The organism is Aquimarina ulvae (assembly GCF_053613295.3).
Window position 1 is genome coordinate 689,925 of sequence record NZ_JBSIBP030000002.1, and the last position, 21,432, is coordinate 711,356.

General features: G+C 33.8%; 12 protein-coding genes. 8 read left to right on the forward strand and 4 right to left on the reverse strand.

Going from position 1 to position 21,432, the window contains the following annotated elements; translation table 11 throughout:
* Both ACWGOQ_RS06645 and ACWGOQ_RS06650 read left to right on the forward strand, forming a co-directional pair.
* On the forward strand, nt 1-5,052 hold the full coding sequence (locus ACWGOQ_RS06645) for a DUF6443 domain-containing protein (RefSeq protein ID WP_452055911.1): 5,052 nt from the start codon (nt 1-3) through the stop codon (nt 5,050-5,052).
* Nucleotides 5,053-5,061: 9 nt separating this feature from the next.
* On the forward strand, nt 5,062-5,448 hold the full coding sequence (locus tag ACWGOQ_RS06650) for a hypothetical protein (protein ID WP_452055910.1): 387 nt from the start codon (nt 5,062-5,064) through the stop codon (nt 5,446-5,448).
* A 78-nt stretch (nt 5,449-5,526) separates the two neighbouring features.
* Here the strand turns inward: ACWGOQ_RS06650 and ACWGOQ_RS06655 are convergent, their stop codons facing one another.
* Nucleotides 5,527-6,933, reverse strand: coding sequence for a DUF5689 domain-containing protein (locus ACWGOQ_RS06655; protein WP_452055909.1), 1,407 nt, complete (start codon nt 6,931-6,933; stop codon nt 5,527-5,529).
* Between the two features lie 29 nt (nt 6,934-6,962).
* Nucleotides 6,963-9,914: a carboxypeptidase-like regulatory domain-containing protein gene (locus ACWGOQ_RS06660; RefSeq protein WP_452055908.1), complete on the reverse strand. Its 2,952-nt coding sequence runs from the start codon at nt 9,912-9,914 to the stop codon at nt 6,963-6,965.
* A 125-nt stretch (nt 9,915-10,039) separates the two neighbouring features.
* Between ACWGOQ_RS06660 and ACWGOQ_RS06665 the strand changes: the two genes are divergently transcribed.
* Nucleotides 10,040-11,095, forward strand: a complete 1,056-nt coding sequence (locus ACWGOQ_RS06665) for an endonuclease/exonuclease/phosphatase family protein (protein WP_452055907.1) — start codon at nt 10,040-10,042, stop codon at nt 11,093-11,095.
* Between the two features lie 60 nt (nt 11,096-11,155).
* On the opposite strand, the gene ACWGOQ_RS06670 is transcribed toward ACWGOQ_RS06665, so the two are convergent.
* The gene (locus tag ACWGOQ_RS06670) at nt 11,156-11,425 is read right to left on the reverse strand and encodes a hypothetical protein (RefSeq protein WP_452055906.1); all 270 of its coding nucleotides are present in this window, start codon (nt 11,423-11,425) and stop codon (nt 11,156-11,158) included.
* Nucleotides 11,426-11,543: 118 nt separating this feature from the next.
* Nucleotides 11,544-13,379, reverse strand: a complete 1,836-nt coding sequence (locus tag ACWGOQ_RS06675) for a cation:proton antiporter (RefSeq protein WP_452056476.1) — start codon at nt 13,377-13,379, stop codon at nt 11,544-11,546.
* A 130-nt stretch (nt 13,380-13,509) separates the two neighbouring features.
* Here ACWGOQ_RS06675 and ACWGOQ_RS06680 point away from each other — a divergent pair, with 130 nt between their 5' ends.
* The 5 genes from ACWGOQ_RS06680 (at nt 13,510) to ACWGOQ_RS06700 (ending at nt 21,152) form a co-directional block, all read left to right on the forward strand.
* Nucleotides 13,510-14,367, forward strand: a complete 858-nt coding sequence (locus ACWGOQ_RS06680; RefSeq protein WP_452055905.1) for a universal stress protein — start codon at nt 13,510-13,512, stop codon at nt 14,365-14,367.
* Nucleotides 14,368-16,626, forward strand: coding sequence for a SulP family inorganic anion transporter (locus ACWGOQ_RS06685; RefSeq protein WP_452055904.1), 2,259 nt, complete (start codon nt 14,368-14,370; stop codon nt 16,624-16,626). It begins immediately after the preceding gene.
* A 134-nt stretch (nt 16,627-16,760) separates the two neighbouring features.
* Entirely contained in the window at nt 16,761-17,621 is an 861-nt protein-coding gene (locus ACWGOQ_RS06690) for an MBL fold metallo-hydrolase (protein WP_452055903.1), read from the forward strand.
* The gene (locus ACWGOQ_RS06695) at nt 17,605-19,308 is read left to right on the forward strand and encodes a S8 family peptidase (protein ID WP_452055902.1); all 1,704 of its coding nucleotides are present in this window, start codon (nt 17,605-17,607) and stop codon (nt 19,306-19,308) included. Before ACWGOQ_RS06690 ends, ACWGOQ_RS06695 begins: the two co-directional genes overlap by 17 nt.
* A 14-nt stretch (nt 19,309-19,322) precedes the next feature.
* Complete coding sequence (locus tag ACWGOQ_RS06700; protein ID WP_452056475.1) at nt 19,323-21,152, forward strand: M1 family metallopeptidase; 1,830 nt, start codon at nt 19,323-19,325, stop codon at nt 21,150-21,152.
* Nucleotides 21,153-21,432 lie beyond the last annotated feature (280 nt).

Sequence of the window (21,432 nt, forward strand, 5' to 3'; positions counted from 1 at the left end):
ATGCTAAAAAAAATTATAGTTGGGATATTACTCCTATGGGGGGTAAATGCATTATCCCAAGGACATTATACCGGAAACCCTAAAGAACGTGCTGAATTCTTTGATGTAGTTGAGGCTATATATGATATGGAAAGTGGCGATGCTTCTTGGTATTTAAATCAGTTAGGTATTCAAGAAAACAGACGAGATTATTTTAAATGGAAAAAAGCTGGCAGTGGTAGTTGGAAAATTACACGACAATGGACTGTTCCTGGTACTGCTACTATTACTTACTATTTTGATAAGTATTATGAGGATAAAGATAATGATGGATATGGTAATAAGGAAAATTATATTTATCTATACCGTACTTACACTTCCTTTGGCCTTATCAATACTCGTTATGAAACAGGCATAGTCAGCAACGATCAGTTTGTAAACGTATCGGATGTCTACGGAACCATTCATGAAAAAAAGAACTATAAAAGAAGTTATGAATATGGAGGAGTTAAATGGGTAACTAATAACTTTGGTTTTGATTGTGATGATACCGATGCTAATACTCCATCCGGCACAGAGATTTATTATGCTGACTGGGATGGAGATGGTTTTGGTAGCACAGATTATTTTCGCTCTCAAGTACATCTAACGGGTTGTCCTCCAGTTTACGTTTCTCCTCATTCTGCAGGTGTAAATGTAAATAACAATGAAGATTGTAATGATTTCCACGCAGAAGTTACTACTTCCGAAGTAAGATGGTATAGAGACCTAGATGGTGATGATTATGGGGATCCAAACGATTATATTGAATCTTGTGAGCGCCAATCAGGATATGTGTTAAACCCGAATGATTGTAATGACGGTAATCCTATGGTTAACTTAATCCCAATTACCTGGTATGCTGATCAAGATAATGATGGTTTTGGTGATCCTGACACCATAATTGAATCGTGTTATGAGCCAACGGGTTATGTAACAAACTGTTACTTTGATGATTGTCCCACAGAAGCTGGTACCAGAGATAACGGTTGTCCTGTAATTACATATGATTTTAACAATGATAATCAAAATTACAGCTACCAAAGAATATATCAAAAGCCATCAAAAATTAATCATTTGACTATGTCTCAACCAAATGATGTTATTGAACAAATCACCTATGCCGATGGTATAGGTAGAACAAAACAAGCTTCTATTATTAATGCATCTCCTAATGGAAAAGACATCATAAGACATTTTGAATATGATGGTAATGGAGAAAAGACCAAGTCCTATTTGCCTTATACAAATGTAAACACAAATGGTCAGTTTGATAGTAATAGTCAAGCCAACACATTAAATTATTACAATATACCTGTATATGAAAATACTACCAATCCATATTCTGAAGTCATTACAGAATCTTCTCCACTTAACAGAGTTCTTGATAGAGGATCTCCTGGAGATATTTGGAAGGTTAATCCAGAAACAGATACCGACCACACTGTTAAATCTGAGTACAAATTCAATCATACCGGGGATTATGTAAGACATTTTTCTGCAACTTTAAATAGTGAAGGGCAACCAAAATTACTAGATAAAGGATTACACGCCGAAAACACTTTATATAAAACAGTTATTAAAAATGAAAATTGGAAACCTGATCAAAGATATCCAAAAGACAATACTACCGAAGAGTTTAAAGATCACGATGGGAAACTAATTCTACAAAGGAAATTTTATTACGGAAAATGGCTTGACACTTACTACGTTTACAATAATATTGGCAACCTTATTTTTGTTATTCCCCCTAAACTAAACACATATGAACCTTTAGGCCAGCAAACCTGGATGAATCAAAATTATTATTATGAGAATATAAATTCTCTATTTTATGGAAATTACGAAGGAGAAACTGAAATAAACATTAATACATATGTGTCAAATGCGCCAACACTTTCTGTTGAAATTATGGCATATCTTAATCAACCAGTTACAATAAAAGCTGGATTAGTCACAAAGTTAGATTTTGATCCTCCTCTTCCTGATATAGATTTAGGTTTTATTTATCATCCAGATTCTGGTGATGTTCTTGCCGAATTATATACAGATAGTAACGCATTGTATATTGAACCTTTAAATGATGAGCCTTTTGAAGAAATTGAGGCTCAATTAGATTTTGACTTATCTGACTATTTATCAAGTCTTTCTATTATTAGTCAAGAAAGTTTAGATAAACTAGCATATCAATACAAGTATGATTACAGAAATAGATTAATAGAAAAAAAGACTCCTGGTAAAGGCTGGGAGTATATTGTGTATGATAAATTAGATAGACCTGTTCTCACACAAGATGCAAATCAACGATCCCTAAACCAATGGTTGTTTACAAAATATGATACTTTTGGGAGGGTTTCTTATACCGGTATATACAATTCATTGGGAACAAGAAAGGAAAAACAAAATGAGGTAGATAGCTCTTCTTATCTTTACGAACGCAGAACACAATCCCCACAGCAAATAGATCTAAAGTCCCTGTATTACTCTAATCGTGTTTTTCCAATTGAAAATCTAGAAGTTCTCACCATTAATTATTATGAAGACTACGAGGTAGGAAATATAATATCTTTCAACCCGGCAAACGTATCCGGTACATGGGAAGGTATGACAGCCTCGTCACAGGTTAATGATCTACCAACAGTTTCTCAGGTAAAAGTATTAAACACTAATAAATGGATTACAAATGCTATTTATTATGATGATAAAGGAAGGCCTTGGGAAACATATTCTAAAAATGATTATCTAGGCACAGAAGATTGGGTTCTCAATAAATTGGATTTTACAGGTAAGGTCTTAAAATCTCAATCTCAACATATAAAGGATGGTGTTACCATAATAACTTTAGATACTTTTAGTTATGATGATCAAGGCAGATTATTAACACTAAAACAAAAAATAAATAACGGTTCTGAAGAGATGATTGTAAATAATAGATACAATGATCTTGGGCAATTAATAGGTAAAGATGTTGGGAATTCGGCAACAAATCCATTACAAAAAATTGACTATAGTTTTAATGTAAGAGGTTGGCTAAAAGGTATTAATAATCCGAACGATATAGGAAATGATCTTTTTACACTTGGTCTCAATTATGAAAATCCTCAAGGGCCTACTTCCTCTACACTTTACAATACACCATTATATAATGGTAATATTAGTCATGTATATTGGAAAACAAACAACGAATCAAATGTTCAAAGAGAGTACACCTATCGATATGATGCTCTAAATAGATTAGAAAGAGCATTCTATGCAGAAAACGGTAGTTTCAATAACAAATATTATACGTACTCTAAATATGATCGCAATGGAAATATAGAGAAACTATATAGAAACGGGCTAAATCCGACGAACACGAATTATATTACCAGCATAGATGTGCTTTTATATAAATACAGTGGTAATCAATTACAATCTGTCACAGACGAGAGATCAGGAACCATAGGTTTAGAAAACTTTGTTGATGGAAATAAGATTGGCAATGATTATTCTTATGACGACAATGGTAATTTAACCTTGGACAAAAACAAAGGAATCGTAAATATTACATACAATCATCTAAACCTTCCAATGGTTATAGAAACAGAAGAAGGAGAGATAGTTTATACATATTCCGCCATAGGTGAAAAGATCAGAAAAGAGTTTACAATCCATGAAACAGACTCGCCACCATATATGGATATTACCACTTACACTGACTATGCAGGCAACTATATTTATGAAAAGACTGGATCTTCAGATCAATTAAAATTTCTTAAGCATCCTGAAGGATATATTGAACCTACATTTCTTCCAAATGGAGATATTAGATTTGATTATATATACCAATTAAAAGATCATCTTGGTAATTTAAGAATTTCATATTCTGATAAAGACAGGGATGGTAAAATTGATCTTTTAAGAAACAATGTTGATATTGATGGTGATGGTGATTATGCAAACGAAATTCTTGAGGAAAATAATTACTACCCATACGGCACCAAACACAAAGGATATAATAACTTAATCACGAGTACGAACCCTGCTTTAAATTATAGGTTTAATGGTACAGAATTAAACGAAAATCTGGGATTGAATCTTTACGAAATGGATTTTCGTCAATATGATCCGCTTATTGCAAGATGGACGGGTGTTGATCCTGTTACCCATTATACTATGTCGCCATACAATGCCTTTGATGGTAACCCCATCTTTTATGCAGACCCAAGAGGGGCTGATAGTGAAAGGTGTTGTGGTGATTATTTTAATGTTCCAGATGATCAGGTAGAGGACTTGGGGTGGCTTATTATAAATAGTAAGAGAAACGTTCAGTATGGAATGGCATCAGATTATTATGGTGATCTTACAACGTATAAAGAGGATTTTGATTTTTATGGAGACTATGACCAGGTGTTTTCTCAGTATACTCAGCGATGGGGAAATTCGTACGTTCCAGTCGCTTTAAAGAACGATCTAAATACGATAGATGCAACAGGGTTTAATGAAAATTTCTCAGGAGGTTGGACTACCTTTGATGAAAATGGTACGGCTAACTTTTGGATGAACACAACAGCTTACGGTGTTGGTGGATCATTAACAATGCCTTTCGCCGCTGTCGCTGGTCCTGGAGCGGGTACTTCTGTAAATCTTTCAAAACTAGGAACTAGCGCCTATTCTATATATAAATCTATACTAGGTGCAAATACTACAGTTCAAGCAGCTAACACTGTTCCCTCAAATAACATTGCTTTCGGATTAGGAAAAAATTTGTTTAGTTTTGCAGAGAGTAAAGGGTTCCTTACTTATAGAGACTTTAGTACAGGGTTTCAAGTTGATAAGATTAGTGCTGCTCTTCACAATCCGGCAAACAATATACACTTTAATCTAGATGGTATGTCAATGTTACAATTCTCTAAATTCAAACCTGGCGGACCTATTGGTTATAGAAACATAACAAACTGGGAATTACATACAGTTTTAAACAATTCCGAAATACTTAGTAGAACAACTTTTTATCGATTTGGAGAAATAACTGGTATACCTAGACCTTTTTAAAACACCTATATGAAATATCAAAATCGTAGATCATTTAGACTTTGGGAATATTCTGTTAGTCATAGTTCTTTGTTAATTAGATCAGAAAAACAATATTCCGATGTGTTTTATGATGAAAAATATAACCCTAATGTTACATTAGATATTGAATTTTGGGGTGTGGATTATATAAATCTTCCGATAGATTTTAAATATATGGAAATACATAAAATAGTAGATAATTTTCCAGTAAAGTTTCCTGATTTTTTCAAAAAGGACTCTAAATTATTTAAAATAAATGAAAAATACCATATAATTGCTGCTGGTTGTATAATAGGTCAATCTATATGGGATGCGGATGAAAGTAGATTACATAACCCTTTACTCAACTATGATAATATTATTTTAACAATGTAGTAGATTTTAACAATTACAACAGAAAAAATGCCTCTAAATCTATTTGGAGGCATTTTTTAACATAGTGTACAAAAATCTTTAATTTCCTGAAATCTCTATATTATCTATGTGATATCGTGTAGTTGGTCCTGGATCAGCTCCTGCATAACGGAATGCAATACGTACATTACCCTCAATACAAGAAATATTTACCGGTCCCACAGCTTCAAAACTTCCAAATGTGTCATCTGGTCCAGTTGGAATGGTGATATCCAACTGTGTCCACTCTGTAGTGGTTATATCACCTGTAAAATTATCTGTAATAAAAGGTGTTAAAATATTACCATTATCAAAGTTGGCCTGAATATCAAAAGATAATTCTTCTGCTGTAGAAGCTGTTAAATCAATCTCTGGAGTTACTAACCAAACCTCGAACGGGTTTTCTCCAGAATTAAATCCAGAAATCTGCGCATACTGATCTCCGCTAAAACTTCCAATAACATATTCTAGGCTTCCGCCAGTAGTGTTTACATTTAACCATCCGGCGTTTTCTAGGTCACTGATACTTAATCCTGTAAAATCTTGTTCGAATAATACATTTGCTCCTCCACTAGTTCCGTCACATTCGAATACATTAGGATCACAACGGTTTTCATTGTCAAATGCCAAACCGGTTACATCATTCAATACTAAATTAAAAGTATCTCCAAAAAAGTTTTTGGTTAACACACCTTCAAAACTTCCTTGCTGTGTGGGTAATAATAATGATTTAAAATCAGCAAAGGTACTGGTGCTTAAAATAGCTGTTGCACCACTATCACAACTTTCTAAATTTCTTTCTCCATCAAAATCATCACTTGGCTCTCCGGCAAAAGTTAATGGGTTTTGACTAAGTACATCATTTCTATTAAACTGTACATTGTTAATCTTAACAAATAAATTGGTTAACTCATCAGAAAAATCCTCGAAAGTAATTTCTAACGGAGTGATGGTAGCAACTTCAGACGATCGTATAATGATATCTTCCTGAGAAAATGAAGGGATCTGATCTACTTCATCTGTAGCAAGCACTCCTAAAGTAGGAACTCCGTTTTCTGTACCTACAGATAATCCTTCTAATTTTATATATACTTTTCTTCCAAACTCGTAAGTGGTAAATAATGGGTTTACATCAATAAGAATCCTAATTCCTGCTGTTGGATTTTCTGGTTTGTCCTGTATCACTAATTCTTCAAAAAAGTTACCCGCTTTATCAGTGGATACCACATAACCTTCTAAAAACTGATTTTCTACTTCAAAAGTTACCGTTACTTCGTCATCGCCATTTTGTGCCTGAGCCAAATTATCAAGGACATTTCCAACTTGTAAAAATTGGCTATCCTGAGAAAAAGTAGGCTCTTCAATAACCAGTGCCGGAGTTTTAAAATCATCGTCTTGTACACATGCAGTAACCGTTACTGCCAAAACCAAAACGTTTATTAGTTTTTTTAAATTAATTGAATTCATTTTATACTTTTTTTTTGTTGTGTTCATCATTAAAATCTTACGTATACATTAAGGTAGTATGAAGTACCAAATCCATAAAAATACCTTGGACCAAAAACAGGGGTTTCTCTTTGTGATTCTTCTAGCGCTAATCGGTAATTTGCGTTTCTGGCTTGTTCAAATCCACCGGTTCTATATTGCTTGTCAAAAATGTTGTTTATTGTAGCAAAGAATCCAATGTAATAATCTTTAACTCTCCAGGACTTACCTCCTACTGCATTTACTAATATATAATCATCAAACTGTTCTTGTCTTAATAATTCTCTGGCAATATTTTCATCATAATCATTAAATGGCAATCCATCTGCGTCCTCACCAAAGTTTGATGATCTTGCAAAAGGACTTACATCAATATACGCATTAGAGAAGTAATTCGCTGTAGTACCAAACCACCAGAAATTTGGGTCTCTATACTCAAATCCTAATTGTGCAGTATTTTGTGGCCCTCCTGCAATACGATAATCTTTCAAGGAAGATTTGCCAAAGTATTTAACCCGATCTAAATCTCCGGTAGCCTCTTCTAAAAAGTCACTACTTGTACTTGCTACAAACAAATCGGGATTATTAGCGTAGGTAAATTGACCGATAGCAGCAGCACCTTTTAGTTTGATAGTAGGCGTAATCTGATATTCAATACCTAATTCTGCTCCTAAGTGTTGTTTATCTACTCCTGTTAGAATTTCCTGAACAAACCCAACATCAGATCCCGAAATTGCTTGTGTAAAAAAGAACGATAATTCTGTAGCATCTTCAATTTTGGTATAGTATCCGGTTAGTCTTGCTTTTAATTTTGGAGACCTTATAATATAGCTAGCATCAACGGATTGAACTTTTTCGCTTTCTTGAGATCCAGCGATTGTTGGTTCTGCCTCTATTAACTGAGCAATCGTTCTGTTATTTTGCCTAGAATTTGCAAAAGAATTACGGATTGTCGGAGCTTTGGTAAAGTATGTACCGTGAACATCAATTAAGTTACGCCCGTTTATTTTATAAGTAAATCCACCTTTAGCTCCATAATTGGTAAATTCTAATTTGTCACTTTTGCCAAACGAACCTAGACGCCCTTCTCCAGGAAAATATCCGTTTTCGAACAAACCTGTTCTTTGGTAGGTTGTTTGCGAAACATTCGCTCCTACAAAGAAATCTACCCTGTTATATTTGAACTGTGCCTGAGCAAATCCACTTATTACATCCGCATCAATTTCATAATTGTAATCATAACGATCACCAACACCTACAACTCTGTTTCGGTTACGCAAATCACTTTGTGCTCTGTCTGCCAACTGCTCTGCCGTTAGCCTTTCTCCTTCTGGAACGTCATTATCTTGTTGTGCTCCAAATAGATCCACATCTAAAAAACCGCTACCTCCTAATAAATCTGTTACCTCAGCAAAGTTTTCACTTTTTAAGGTTCTGTAATTAACGACACCATTTATTGTAATATTATCTGATACCTGACTGTTTAGAATTGAATTAAAGCTCCATTGTGTATCATCAATCCTATCTTCATACAAAATATACGTAGCATTAATACCTTGTTGAGCATTTAGTTGGTTGGTTTGAATTAATTGATCCCAATTTAATTGACCATCTCTTATAAACTCTTGTTGCGCTAAAAATGCATTTTGATAATCCAGAGGTGTAGGATTAGGGTTGTCCAAAAAAGAACTAGGTAAATAACTTGGGTGTATTGGATTTGTATCTCTACTGGCTCCACCACCTTGATATGATTCTTGTCCGTTAAAATTAACTAATTCAGTACCACCATTATCTATACGACTGTTTCCTATTTTACCTGTTTGATATCCTACATTCGTATTTAACGTAGTTTTATCTGTGATGTTCCAGTAGTGATTTAGCATAAAAACTGGCTCTTCAATCTTACGGATTCTGGAGTTTTTCTTTTCTCCGTCAAAATATCCCCAGTTAGGATTATATTGTCTTCCTTTTAGGTTAAAGGCTTCCTCTGTGATAGCGGTAGATCTTCCTCTTCTGTTTGGTGTATAAAAACTAGTAATATTTACACTATGCTTATCATTGATTTTCTTTTCTACAGCTGCAAAAATTGAATTAGCATCGTATAAAGTTCCATCAATATATCCTTCTTCACCCATTCTACGGGCTAATGAAACCGTATAGGCCCATCCATTACTCATTAAACCAGAGCTATAACTACCCATTATCCTGCCAGTATAACTTCTGTTTGAAGCGGCATATGATAATCGTCCTCCTTGACGATATTGAGAAGCTCTCATAATAATGTTAGTTGATCCCGCTAGGTCTCCAAAAGTATAATCGTTTGCCGAAATTCCGATAGAAAACTCTTGGTTGCGTTGTACATCATTCAAGCCTCCCCAATTACCCCATTGAGGTCTTCCATCATTGAGTTTGTTCATTTCAATTCCGTTAATCAAAACTTTTGCATTCTCATTTCCAAGACCTCTTGGTCGAAAAAATGTAGCACTAAAATCAAATGCTGCTGCACTAAGAAATACGTCTCTTGATGCTTGTAATAGACCAGATACATTCGCTGAGGCATCATCATCGCCATCATCAAGCTCATTGTCTGTAAGGCTGATCGTTCCTATCTGGATCTGCTCCTGATTTACGTCATAATCTAGATCTATTGTTTTTAGATCTAAAATACTTCCTTCATTAATAATAACAGGAAAACGTTTGGTAATGTATCCTTCTTTAGACATTACTGCAATTTGTTCTCCTAATGGTAGTTGTACACCTCCAAAATCAAATTCTCCCAAAGCATTTGTTGTCGCAGAAACTCTGGTTCCCTCGATCGTAATTAATACTTGTGGTAAATTTTCATTGGTAGATGCGTCAACAATTTTACCCTTTAATCCTGTTTGCTGAGCATAAGACGTAGCAACAGAACTTAAAAAAATCATTAAAAAGAATAGATTCTTTTTGAGTTGTGACACTTTCATTAATTGTTGTTTTAGTTAAATAATTAACATTTCTGCGGCGCAAAAGTACATGTTTTAAATAGAAAAGCTAATTTTGGCCCAAAGTTTGGAATACAATTTACAATAAGTTAATAATCAATTATATAATGAACTCAAAATATTTACTTGCTATAGCTTTTATGTTAAGCCCTATTCTTATTGTTTTTTCGCAAGAAAAGAAAACATATAAAGTCAATACGGTCGCATTCTACAACCTCGAAAATCTTTTTGATACTGAGAATGACCCTGTTACCTATGATGATGATCGCACACCAAACGGAAAAGACCATTGGACAGAAGAAATATATAAGGACAAATTAAAAAATATGGCGAAGGTTATTGCTGAAATCGGCGCTGATGTGACAAAAAATGCCCCTGCACTTCTTGGGGTTGCAGAGATAGAAAACAGAAAAGTGCTAGAGGATCTTGCTAATGAACCTGCTCTCTTACCAAAAGATTACGGTATTGTGCAATTTGATTCTCCTGACCGTAGAGGTATCGATGTTGCCCTATTATATCAAAAATCATTGTTTAGACCTGTAAATACAAGTGTTCACGAGTTATTAATATATAATAATGGTGATACCGAAAAACGCGTCTACACTAGAGATCAATTATTAGTTAGTGGTTACCTTGATGGTGATTTGATTCATGTAATCGTAAATCACTGGCCATCAAGAAGTGGTGGCGAAGCTCGCAGTCGTCATAAACGAGAAAAGGCGGCGGCTTTAAATAAGAAAATCATAGATTCTCTGTTTGCTATTGATCCCTACGCCAAGATAATTACAATGGGAGACCTTAATGATGATCCCGATAATGATAGTGTAAAAAAAGTCTTAGGAGCAAAACCAGAGAAAAAAGATGTTAAGTTGAAAGGGTTGTATAATCCCATGTATAATATGTCCAAAAAAGGAATTGGTTCTCTTGCCTGGAGAGATAGCTGGAATCTTTTTGATCAAATAATAGTCTCTAAGGCTTTACTTAATAAAGATTATAGTTCATACAAATATTATAAAGCTGGTGTTTATAATAAAAACTATCTGGCTAATCCGCGTGGCCGGTATAAGGGGTATCCTTACCGGAGCTTTGCTAATGGTGCTTATACCGGAGGATATAGTGACCATTTTCCAGTATATGTTTATCTTATTAAAGAAGCAAATTAACAAAAAAAGTGATCGAATTGATCACTTTTTAATTGTATTTATTTTAAGTAGGACAAGTTATTATCCTGCAGAAGAACAATCAAGATCCGCTAATATAGAATCAAAAGCACTGTCTCCACACTCATTGCTTTTGTACGATTCTATGGCATCTCTAGCTGCTTCACAATTTGAAACAGTAGCGTCTGCATTATAATCATCAATAAAAACTTGTACACTTTCTCTTAATTCATCTCTAACAGTATCACACGCAAAATCAATAACATCGTCCTCTCCACAAGAAGTAAATCCAAAAGTCATAGCGAAGACGGCAACAAAGATAAGTTTTTTCATAATTTGGGTTTTAAATTAAAATTTTTCAGAAGACCAATATAGACGATTAGTTTATGATTAACAAAAAGTTTTGTTAATTTTGTGTTGTTTAACGAGCAAAAGGGTGTTTTTGTCGTATTTAACTTACTTCTTCCACATCAATTGGTTTGCCCAAATAAGCCAGCACACTATCCTCTTTAATATTCTCAACTTTTTCACTAAAAGCGGATATTATTCTGATTCCTTTTTCGGGGTCTTTGATAAATAGTGGCACTATTTCCTGATCCTTTTTGGTGATCTTAATCAATGATATGTAATGCTCTTTATTATTTACTTTAATTTCATTGATCACTGGATATTTCTCTGCAAGATCAATCAATTTATTAAATCCATCTGTATGAGAAAATAATCCTTCGTGTGGATTGTTTTTTGGATCATTCATTTCTTCTATGCTCACTAATCTAAAAGAACCATTTTCTCCAAACTGATCTCTAAATTTATTAATTGCGTACTTGTTAATATCACTATTACCTGTAAGTGCCATTAAAAAACCAACATCATTTAATTCTATATTATCTTTTATTTTTTCATTATAAATGTTTCCTACTAACCCTTCTAATCCTAGATTTTTGGCGATCTTTATATTATTTTTATTACTATCAATAAGAACAACATGGCGATTGTTTTCTTTTAAGTAAGTAGCAATTAATCTAGAAATTTTTGAAGCACCAACAATTAATATTCCTTCTGATCTCGTTAAAAAAACTCCTACCGTCTTAGCAAAAAACCTAGCGGTAGTAGCATTAAGGAGTACAGTCCCCAAAACAATCATAAATACAAGTGGAGTAATATATTCTGCACCCGGTTCTCCGTTCTTAGCAAGTTTTAAACCAAATAAGGATGCAATTCCCGCCGCTACAATACCTCTTGGACCAACCCAACTAATGAATGATTTTTCTGCCAACGTTAACCCGGACTTGTACGAGCTAATAAATACTCCTAAAGGTCTAATAAGAAATACTACTGCCGCAAATAATAACAATGAATTCCAATTGTAAATCAACTCTAATTCTGAAATATTGATATTAGCAGCTAAGAGAATAAATAATATGGATATTAAAAGGACACTTAGCGACTCTTTAAAATACAATAACTCATCAATATTGGGTAGTTTAGTGTTGCCTAATACCATTCCCATTACTACCACCGATAGTAAGCCTGATTCATGTGCAAAAACATCTGAAAGTACAAATACGCCTAAGACGGTTGCTAATGTAAAAACGTTGAGTAAATAATGAGGGATTATTTTTTTCTTAATAGCAAAAGCCAACGCATGAGCAAAAGCAAAACCAAAAGTAAAACCAAATAAAACTATTTTACCAAATTCTATAAAAGCTGTTTTGGTAAAAGCCTGTTCCTCTCCAACACTAATAAATTCAAAAACTAAAACAGCTACTAAAGCGCCTATTGGGTCAATAAGAATTCCTTCCCATTTTAGTACTGCAGAAATGTCTTTTTTTAATGGTATATTTCTTAGAATTGGTGTAATCACTGTGGGTCCCGTCACAATAATGAGTGAAGAGAATAAAAATGAAATCGGCCAACTAAGACCAAAAATAAAATGCGCAGCAAAGCCAGCTCCAAAAAATGTAACCAACACTGCCACCGTGATTAACTTTAGAATTACCGGACCCACATTAAGAATTTCTTCCTTTCTTAATGTCAAACCTCCTTCAAACAAAATAACACTGATCGCCAGAGAAACAAAATAAAACAGACTCTCTCCTGGAAACAACCCTTCTTCTCCATTATATATCGGTTGAATTAATTTGGTCCCGTCTACTGTATATAAAGTGGCTATAGGCCCCACTAAGAGTCCTATTAGAATAAGAGGCAAAATTGCTGGGATCTTAAACTTCCAGGCTACCCATTGAGCTAAAATTCCTAAAATTATAATACCTGCTAATTCTACCATATTATTTATGTAATTGTCTAAGAGCAGCAAAATATCGGAATTTTTTTATTAATATATATCTATTTGTCCATTTTATACTTTCAATAATTAACATTATATTCTGCTCCTATTTATTTTAGACCAAATTATATTGAACGGACCTTTAGATCATAAATTTAAAACCATACTCATTGGAGTAGCTTTTTCTCCCAATCTGAAGAACAATGTATATGAAGCCATGAGAGTGGTAGACTTCTTTGATTCTAATTTGATTCTTGTACACGTTGGGGCACAAACAAAAGAAAAAAAAAGGGTTATTGACGAGTTAATATCAGGCTTTTCTGAGGATACAGAAAAAGTAAAAATCATCTGGCGAGAAGGAAATCCAGTAAATGTTATTATAAAAACAGCCAAAGAAAACAATGCAGATTTACTTATGCTCGGAGCAACACCTAGAGAAGGCTTTTTAAGGTTTTACATAGGCTCCATCGCTAGAAAAATTACGCGAAACGCCCATTGTTCTGTTTTACTTCTTGTAAAACCCACAGAAGACCTTAGACCTTGTCATCATATAGTCGTCAATGGATTAAAGGACGAAAAAACAAAACAAACTATTTTAGCGGCCTTTGAAGTTGCTCAAAATCTTGGAGCTCAGCAACTTACTATTGTGGAAGAAATTTCTGAGCAAGAAGTACAAGTAGTAGTAGAAGATGATAAATCACTGCTAAAAGCAACCAAAAGAAAAGAACAAATTACAAAAAAAGAGCAACTTAGGGTTCGGGATATTCTTGATGAAGTTCCTCAAGGTTTTAAATATGGCATCCATATAAAAACCCAACCTATATTTGGAAAAAGAGGATATTCTATTGGTCACTATGCTCGTGTTAAAGCCGCCGACTTACTCATCATGAATGCTCCTGAAAAAACAACATTCTTAGATCGAATTTTTCCTCACGACTTGGAACATATTTTAGCAGAACTGCCAACTGATGTGTTAATTATTAGATAAATGAAAAGCATTAAAACTGGTGCATCTGGGTTTTTATCCAGCTTACCAAAAAATATTTTTTCTGGTTTTGTGGTTTCGTTAATTGCACTACCTCTTGGACTTGGGCTAGCGTTAGCGTCAGAAGCACCCCCGATATCTGGAGTAATTGCAGCAATTGTAGGAGGGATTATTGTATCTGTTTTTGGTGGTTCTAATGTTACTATAGCTGGTCCTGGTAATGGATTGGTGGTGGTATTATTAGGAGCTATAACCACGCTAGCCAATGGAGATGTGTATCAAGGGTATCTTTGTACACTTGCGGCAATCATTTGCGCTGGTGTTTTAATGATCCTTATTGGATTGTTTCGCTTAGGAATATTGAGCGATTTTTTTCCTTCTTCCGCGATTCAAGGAATGTTAGCAGCCATTGGTATTAGTATTTTTGCAAAACAATTTCACGTAATGCTGGCAAATACGGGTGTAAAAGGGGATACCATTTCTCTTCTTTTAGATATTCCAAACAGTATTGTTCAGTTGTTTTCTCCAGCATATTATCATCTCGTCATTGCCGCTTCTGTCGGTATAATTAGTTTGCTGATTATGATTTTTTATGGAAAAATTCGCAACAAATACCTTCAGTTAATTCCCGCACCTATGTGGATTGTTTTGTTAGTAATTGGTTTAAGTTATTACTATGAGTTTTTTTCCTCCGAAACATATCCTATTCACGATTCACTTCTTGTCCAAATTCCAGATAAAGTATTTTCTAGTTTTCCTTCACCAGATTTTTCAGCTGTATTTCAACTTAAATTTATTGGGGTTGTCATAGCCATTACGTTAATTTCCAGTATTGAATCTCTATTAAGTATTAAAGCTGTAGACAAACTTGATCCAGAGAAAAGAAGGTCTAATGCAAACAAAGATCTCACCGCATTAGGTATTGCTTCTATTGTAAGCGGATTTTTGGGCGGCTTAAATGTTGTAACAGTGATTGCCAGAAGTTCTGTAAATGTAAATAACGGGGGAAGCAATAAATCTGCCAACTTTTTTCATTCTATATTCTTAATATTATTTGTTGTATTGTTTCAGGATCAGTTAAGTAGAATTCCGCTTACCGCATTGGCAGCAATTTTAGTGTTTACAGGATATAAGCTTGCTGCACCAAGAAACCTAAAAGATGCAGCAAAAATTGGTAAAGAACAGTTTATCATTTTTTCTGCCACTATTTTGGGTACAATTACTACAAATTTAATTAGCGGTATTTTTATTGGAATTCTAACTACTTTGATTATTCATTTCATCCTTAATAAAAGCGTGATGCTTTTTGCCAGAAACCTGTTTAAGCCCAATGTCCTAATGTTTAAAGAAGAGGTTAACGGAACTTATTTTGTAAGTGTAAAGAATTTTTCTAATTTTCTTAACTATTATAAACTAAAAAGAAACTTAGATTCAATTCCTGAAGATAACAATGTAGTAGTAGATTTTTCTTATTGCGACTTTGTTGATTATACGGTTCAAGAAAGTCTTTTTGTTTATCAGGAAACCTTTCTGAGAAAAGGAGGGTCTTTTGAAATTACAGGTCTTGATAAGCACGGTACAGCTTCACAACATCCGCTAGCAGTAAGAAGTCTTGTCTCTTTTTCCAAAAAATTTAAAATTGGAGTTAATCTTACCAAAAGACAAGAAGACTTACAAAAAATAGCAGATGATTTCTCTTGGAGTTATAGTCCAAAAAAACAACCAGATGTTACTTTTTTAAATGATTTTCTGTTTTTCAAAATTAAAAAAGTAAGGCATGTTTATAATAACATATTTAACAATGATTCTTCTGTTGAAATTTTGGATGTCGAATTTTCTGAAGGTGAATTTATCGCCAGAAAAGATATTCGAACTACTATTTTAACCATCCATCTTAAAAATAAAATTCCCGTATTTACCTTGGACCGTGAAGGTTTTGTCGAATTTATATATAAAATTGCTGGATTTAAAGATATTTGGATTGAAGAACATCCTGATTTTTCTAAACGTTTTTTTCTGTTAGGAGAAGACGTTGAACAAATTAAATTATTTTTTACTGATAAATTGGTATTGTTTTTTGAAAGCAATCCTTATTATCATATAGAATCTAATGGTCAAACATTATTGTTAATGAGAAAAGAACGTGTTGCCAGTGTTAAAGAAATTAAGGCATTACTGGATTATGGAATACGATTAGAGAAAATGATCTCTCAAATCAAATATGATGAAATATTGTTAAAAAGTCTACAAAAGAAATCCTGATCCTTCTCATTTTTTCTATTTTGCAAAGATTTTTATACCTATTTATGAAACGAACCAATAGAAAACTTTTGATATGCGTCAAAAATAATTACTTGGAGAGTTCCATGTGACATCTAAAATAATATTATTAACACATGAAATTACACGCGGTAAAAGCAGGAAACTTTAAACTTGATGGTGGGGCCATGTTTGGTGTCGTTCCAAAAGTATTATGGAATAAAACAAATCCTGCAGATGCTAATAACCTGATTGATATTGCAGCTCGATGCCTGTTGATAGAGGATGGAGACAGATTAATTCTTATTGATACAGGAATGGGAAACAAACAATCAGATAAGTTCTTTGGGTATTACTCCCTTTGGGGAGATGATAATTTAGATAAATCTCTAAAAGAAAAAGGCTTTCATAAAGATGATATTACTGATGTTTTTGTTACCCATTTACATTTTGATCATTGTGGCGGTGTTGTCCAATGGAATCAAAACAAAACTGGATATGAACTTGCATTCAAAGAAGCAAAGGTTTGGAGTAATGAAAACCATTGGAAATGGGCTACTGAACCAAATCCAAGAGAAAAAGCATCTTTCTTAAAAGAAAATATTCTACCCATTCAGGAAAGTGGTCATCTTAACTTTATTACAAGAGCTGGAGAACCTTACCTAAAAAGTTCCGAATTAGGGTTTGGCGTACTTTTTGTGGACGGTCACACAGAAAAACAAATGATCCCTCATATAAAATATAAAGAAAAAACGATCGTGTTTATGGCAGATCTATTGCCTACTGCTGGCCATATTCCCTTACCTTATGTCATGGGGTATGACACGAGACCTCTTTTAACTTTACCAGAAAAAAAATTGTTTTTAGAAAATGCTGCTATAAATAATTGGTATTTGTTTATGGAACACGATGCACATAATGAAATTATAACGGTACAACAAACTGAGAAAGGTGTACGATACAAAGAAACTTTTACTTGCAATGAAATATTTAATTAAGAATGCTATGATTCCCAAGTCTAATAAATTACTTATCGCTTCAATTACCTCATCAATTCTGTTGAGTAGTTGTGGAGCGCCCACGATAGTTTCTACTCCAATAGAAAATATTGATACAATTCCACTTAAAAATGTTTTACTAACTGAAGCTCAACTAAAAAATTGGAATGCTGCTGATTTAACAACGGATACAATTCCAGGAATGAGTGTTAATCGAGCCTATACTGATTTAATCAAAACAAAAAAAGGACAGACTGTTATTGTTGGTGTTATTGATAGCGGTGTGGATATAGAACACGAAGATCTGGATGAAGTTATTTGGACCAATACTAAAGAAATCAAGAACAATGGAAAAGACGATGATCAAAATGGATATGTCGATGATATCCATGGATGGAATTTTCTAGGTGATTCTGAAAATGAAAACCTGGAATACACCAGAATTGTAAAAAAACTAAAGGCAAAATATGAAGGTAAAAATATTGCTTCAATAGATCCTACTGATAAAAATGAATATCAAACATATATTGAAGCAAAGGCAGAATATGAAAAAGAATATCAAGAAGCTTTAGGTAATAAAAACAGATATGAACAAATATTGCAACAAGTTCAAATCTCACACAAAAAGGTTTCCGATGCAGTAGGAAAAGAAGATTATTCTCAACAAGAATTACTTTCTGTAAAAGCGGAAACGCCTGAAATGCAGCAGTATGTGGCTGTTCTTTCTCAAATGTTTGGGTTTTTAGAAAAAGACGAAACTATCCCAGATTTACTAAAAAATGTAAAAGAAGGTGTTAATCATTATACAGAACAATTAAACTATCATCTTAATCTTGATTTTGATGGAAGATCAAAAGTTGGAGATAATGTAGACGATCTTACGGATACCAATTATGGAAACAATAATGTAATGGGACCTAATCCCGAAAAAGAAGGAATTAAACACGGAACTCACGTAGCAGGAATTATTGCGGCGGAGCGAAATAATGGAAAAGGAGTTAATGGTGTTGCTAAAAATGTAGAAATAATGGCAATTAGAGCTGTTCCTAATGGTGATGAATATGATAAAGACATTGCATTGGCTATTCGATATGCAGTAGATAATGGAGCTAAAGTGATCAATACTAGTTTTGGTAAATATTATTCTACACATCCAGAATGGGTACAAGAAGCCATAAAATATGCCGGAGAAAAAGATGTGTTAATTGTAAATGCTGCAGGAAATGAAGGAATTGATTTAGATCAAAAAGCAGTATACCCTAATGATCAAACAGATAATTCTTCTGAAATTTCTGACAATTTCATTACTATTGGTGCTTTAAACTATGAATACGGCGCAAATCTTGTTGCCAATTTTTCTAATTATGGAAAAAGAAATGTAGATGTTTTTGCTCCTGGTGTAAAAATATGGGCTACTACCCCTTCAAATTCCTATGAGTATCTTCAGGGAACATCTATGGCTGCTCCTGCAGTTGCTGGTGTTGCTGCTATTATTCGATCTTATTACCCTAAATTAAAAGCCTCACAAGTAAAACAGTTGTTAATGGATAGTGGTTTACGTACTAGTACTTCAGTTGTGGTTGGTGGAGACGGCACTATATCTAATAAATTTACTGAATTATCTAAATCTGGTAAAATGGTAAATCTATATAACGCCTTCATTTTAGCCGATAAATTATCTAAATAAAAGAAATGAATATGATGTTTAAAATAATCTCTTTTGGGTTCTTACTATCCGTTCTAGGTGTTTCGGCACAAAATAATACAAATTACTGGCAACAACACGTTGATTATAAAATGAGCGTGGATATGAATGTTAAAAATTTTCAATACACAGGAAAACAAGAATTAGTATACACAAACAATTCTCCCGATTCGTTATTTCAGGTTTTTTATCATTTATATTTTAACGCATTTCAACCAGGTAGTGAAATGGATGTTCGTTCTAGAAATATCGCTGATCCTGATCCAAGAGTAATGGATCGAATAAGTAAACTTACTCCTGAAGAAATAGGATACTTAAAGGTTTCTTCTTTTAAAAAAAATGGAGAAATCGTGCAGTATGAAGTAGCTGGTACTGTTTTAGAGGTGACATTGAACACCCCAATTGCACCAGGTGAAAAAGTTACGTTTTCCATGGATTTTGAAGGACAAGTCCCTAATCAAATTCGTCGTTCTGGACGCAATAGTAAAGAAGATGTAGCCTTGTCTATGACCCAATGGTATCCAAAAATAGCCGAATATGATTTTGAAGGTTGGCATGCTGATCCATATATTGCTCGCGAATTTCACGGTGTCTGGGGTAATTTTGATGTAACAATAAACATTGATAAAACATATATTCTTGGTGGATCAGGATACCTTCAAAATCCACAGGAAATAGGATATGGATATGAAAAGCCCGGTACAAAAGTTAATCAAAAAGGTAAAAAACTTTCGTGGCATTTTATAGCACCTAATGTACACGATTTTACCTGGGCTGCTGACCCCGAATATTTGCACGATGTCGTTCGGGTTCCTGATGGACCAACGCTTCATTTTTTATATAAAAATAAAGAAGAATACATAGAAAATTGGAAAAAGCTACAGCCTAAGTCTGTCGAACTAATGAAGTATTTTAGTTCTGCTATCGGAAAATACCCATATGACCAGTACTCTATTATACAAGGAGGAGATGGTGGAATGGAGTATGCCATGTGTACGTTAATTACTGGCGGAAGAAATTTTGGAAGCCTTGTAGGAGTAACAGCACACGAAATGGCACATGCTTGGTTTCAACATATATTGGCTACTAATGAGGCTAAACACGAGTGGATGGATGAAGGTTTTACCAGTTATATTTCGACATTGGCCATGGATGAAGTGATGGAACAAAACAAATCCAACCCTTTAGCAGGAATGTATCAGGGATATCTTCAATTGGCAACTTCTGGAATCGAACAACCTCAATCTACTCACGCGGATCGATATAGCAGAAATGGAGCTTATGGAGCCTCTGCATATGCTAAAGGAGCTGTTTTTATGGCGCAACTTGGATATATTATAGGAGAAGATAACTTGTCAAAAACTATTCAAAAGTATTTTGATGAATGGAAATTTAAGCACCCTACTCCTAATGACTTCAAACGTGTAGCAGAAAAAGTATCCGGAATGCAACTCGACTGGTATTTGACAGATTGGACTCAAACCACCAACACAATTGATTATAGTATTAAAGAAGTGAAAGAAAACGGAAAGAAAACGTCAATCTTAATAGAGCGTATAGGGTTGATGCCTATGCCCATAGACTTATATATTGAATATACTGATGGTACTCAAGAATCTTTTTACATTCCGCTACGAATGATGAGAAAAGAAAAAGAAAATCCTTTTCCTGAGATTAATAGAACGATTTTATCCGATTGGCCTTGGACTCATCCTACATATACCTTGGATATCTCTAACCCAAAATCAAAAATAAAATCTATCCAGATTGATAAATATAACAAAATGGCAGACGTAAATAGTGCTAATAATAGTTTCTCTCAATAATATCTTGTTCTCTTATATAACAATCCAAAAACCAGAAAAAATTTTTTCTGGTTTTTTTTGATACCAAGCTAACTTCTTAATTGTTAATTTACAAGATCTTTTCTACTTTGAGAAAAAAGTGTTTATTTTCGCAACAAAAATATATTATTACAAATTTTTTAGGGTTTTCAACGAGTAATTTGTTATATCCTTATATTAATACATATAATATTATGATATATTCTTACTAAAAGAATTATTCAGAATCTAAAAAAAAGTAAGCTTAATTAAACCTTTATAT

Coding starts and splice junctions, on each gene's coding strand:
- ACWGOQ_RS06645 (WP_452055911.1), top strand. CDS start 1: ATGCTAAAAAAAATTATAGTTGGGATATTACTCCTATGGGGGGTAAAT.
- ACWGOQ_RS06650 (WP_452055910.1), top strand. CDS start 5,062: ATGAAATATCAAAATCGTAGATCATTTAGACTTTGGGAATATTCTGTT.
- ACWGOQ_RS06655 (WP_452055909.1), bottom strand. CDS start 6,933: ATGAATTCAATTAATTTAAAAAAACTAATAAACGTTTTGGTTTTGGCA.
- ACWGOQ_RS06660 (WP_452055908.1), bottom strand. CDS start 9,914: ATGAAAGTGTCACAACTCAAAAAGAATCTATTCTTTTTAATGATTTTT.
- ACWGOQ_RS06665 (WP_452055907.1), top strand. CDS start 10,040: ATGAACTCAAAATATTTACTTGCTATAGCTTTTATGTTAAGCCCTATT.
- ACWGOQ_RS06670 (WP_452055906.1), bottom strand. CDS start 11,425: ATGAAAAAACTTATCTTTGTTGCCGTCTTCGCTATGACTTTTGGATTT.
- ACWGOQ_RS06675 (WP_452056476.1), bottom strand. CDS start 13,379: ATGGTAGAATTAGCAGGTATTATAATTTTAGGAATTTTAGCTCAATGG.
- ACWGOQ_RS06685 (WP_452055904.1), top strand. CDS start 14,368: ATGAAAAGCATTAAAACTGGTGCATCTGGGTTTTTATCCAGCTTACCA.
- ACWGOQ_RS06690 (WP_452055903.1), top strand. CDS start 16,761: ATGAAATTACACGCGGTAAAAGCAGGAAACTTTAAACTTGATGGTGGG.
- ACWGOQ_RS06695 (WP_452055902.1), top strand. CDS start 17,605: ATGAAATATTTAATTAAGAATGCTATGATTCCCAAGTCTAATAAATTA.
- ACWGOQ_RS06700 (WP_452056475.1), top strand. CDS start 19,323: ATGTTTAAAATAATCTCTTTTGGGTTCTTACTATCCGTTCTAGGTGTT.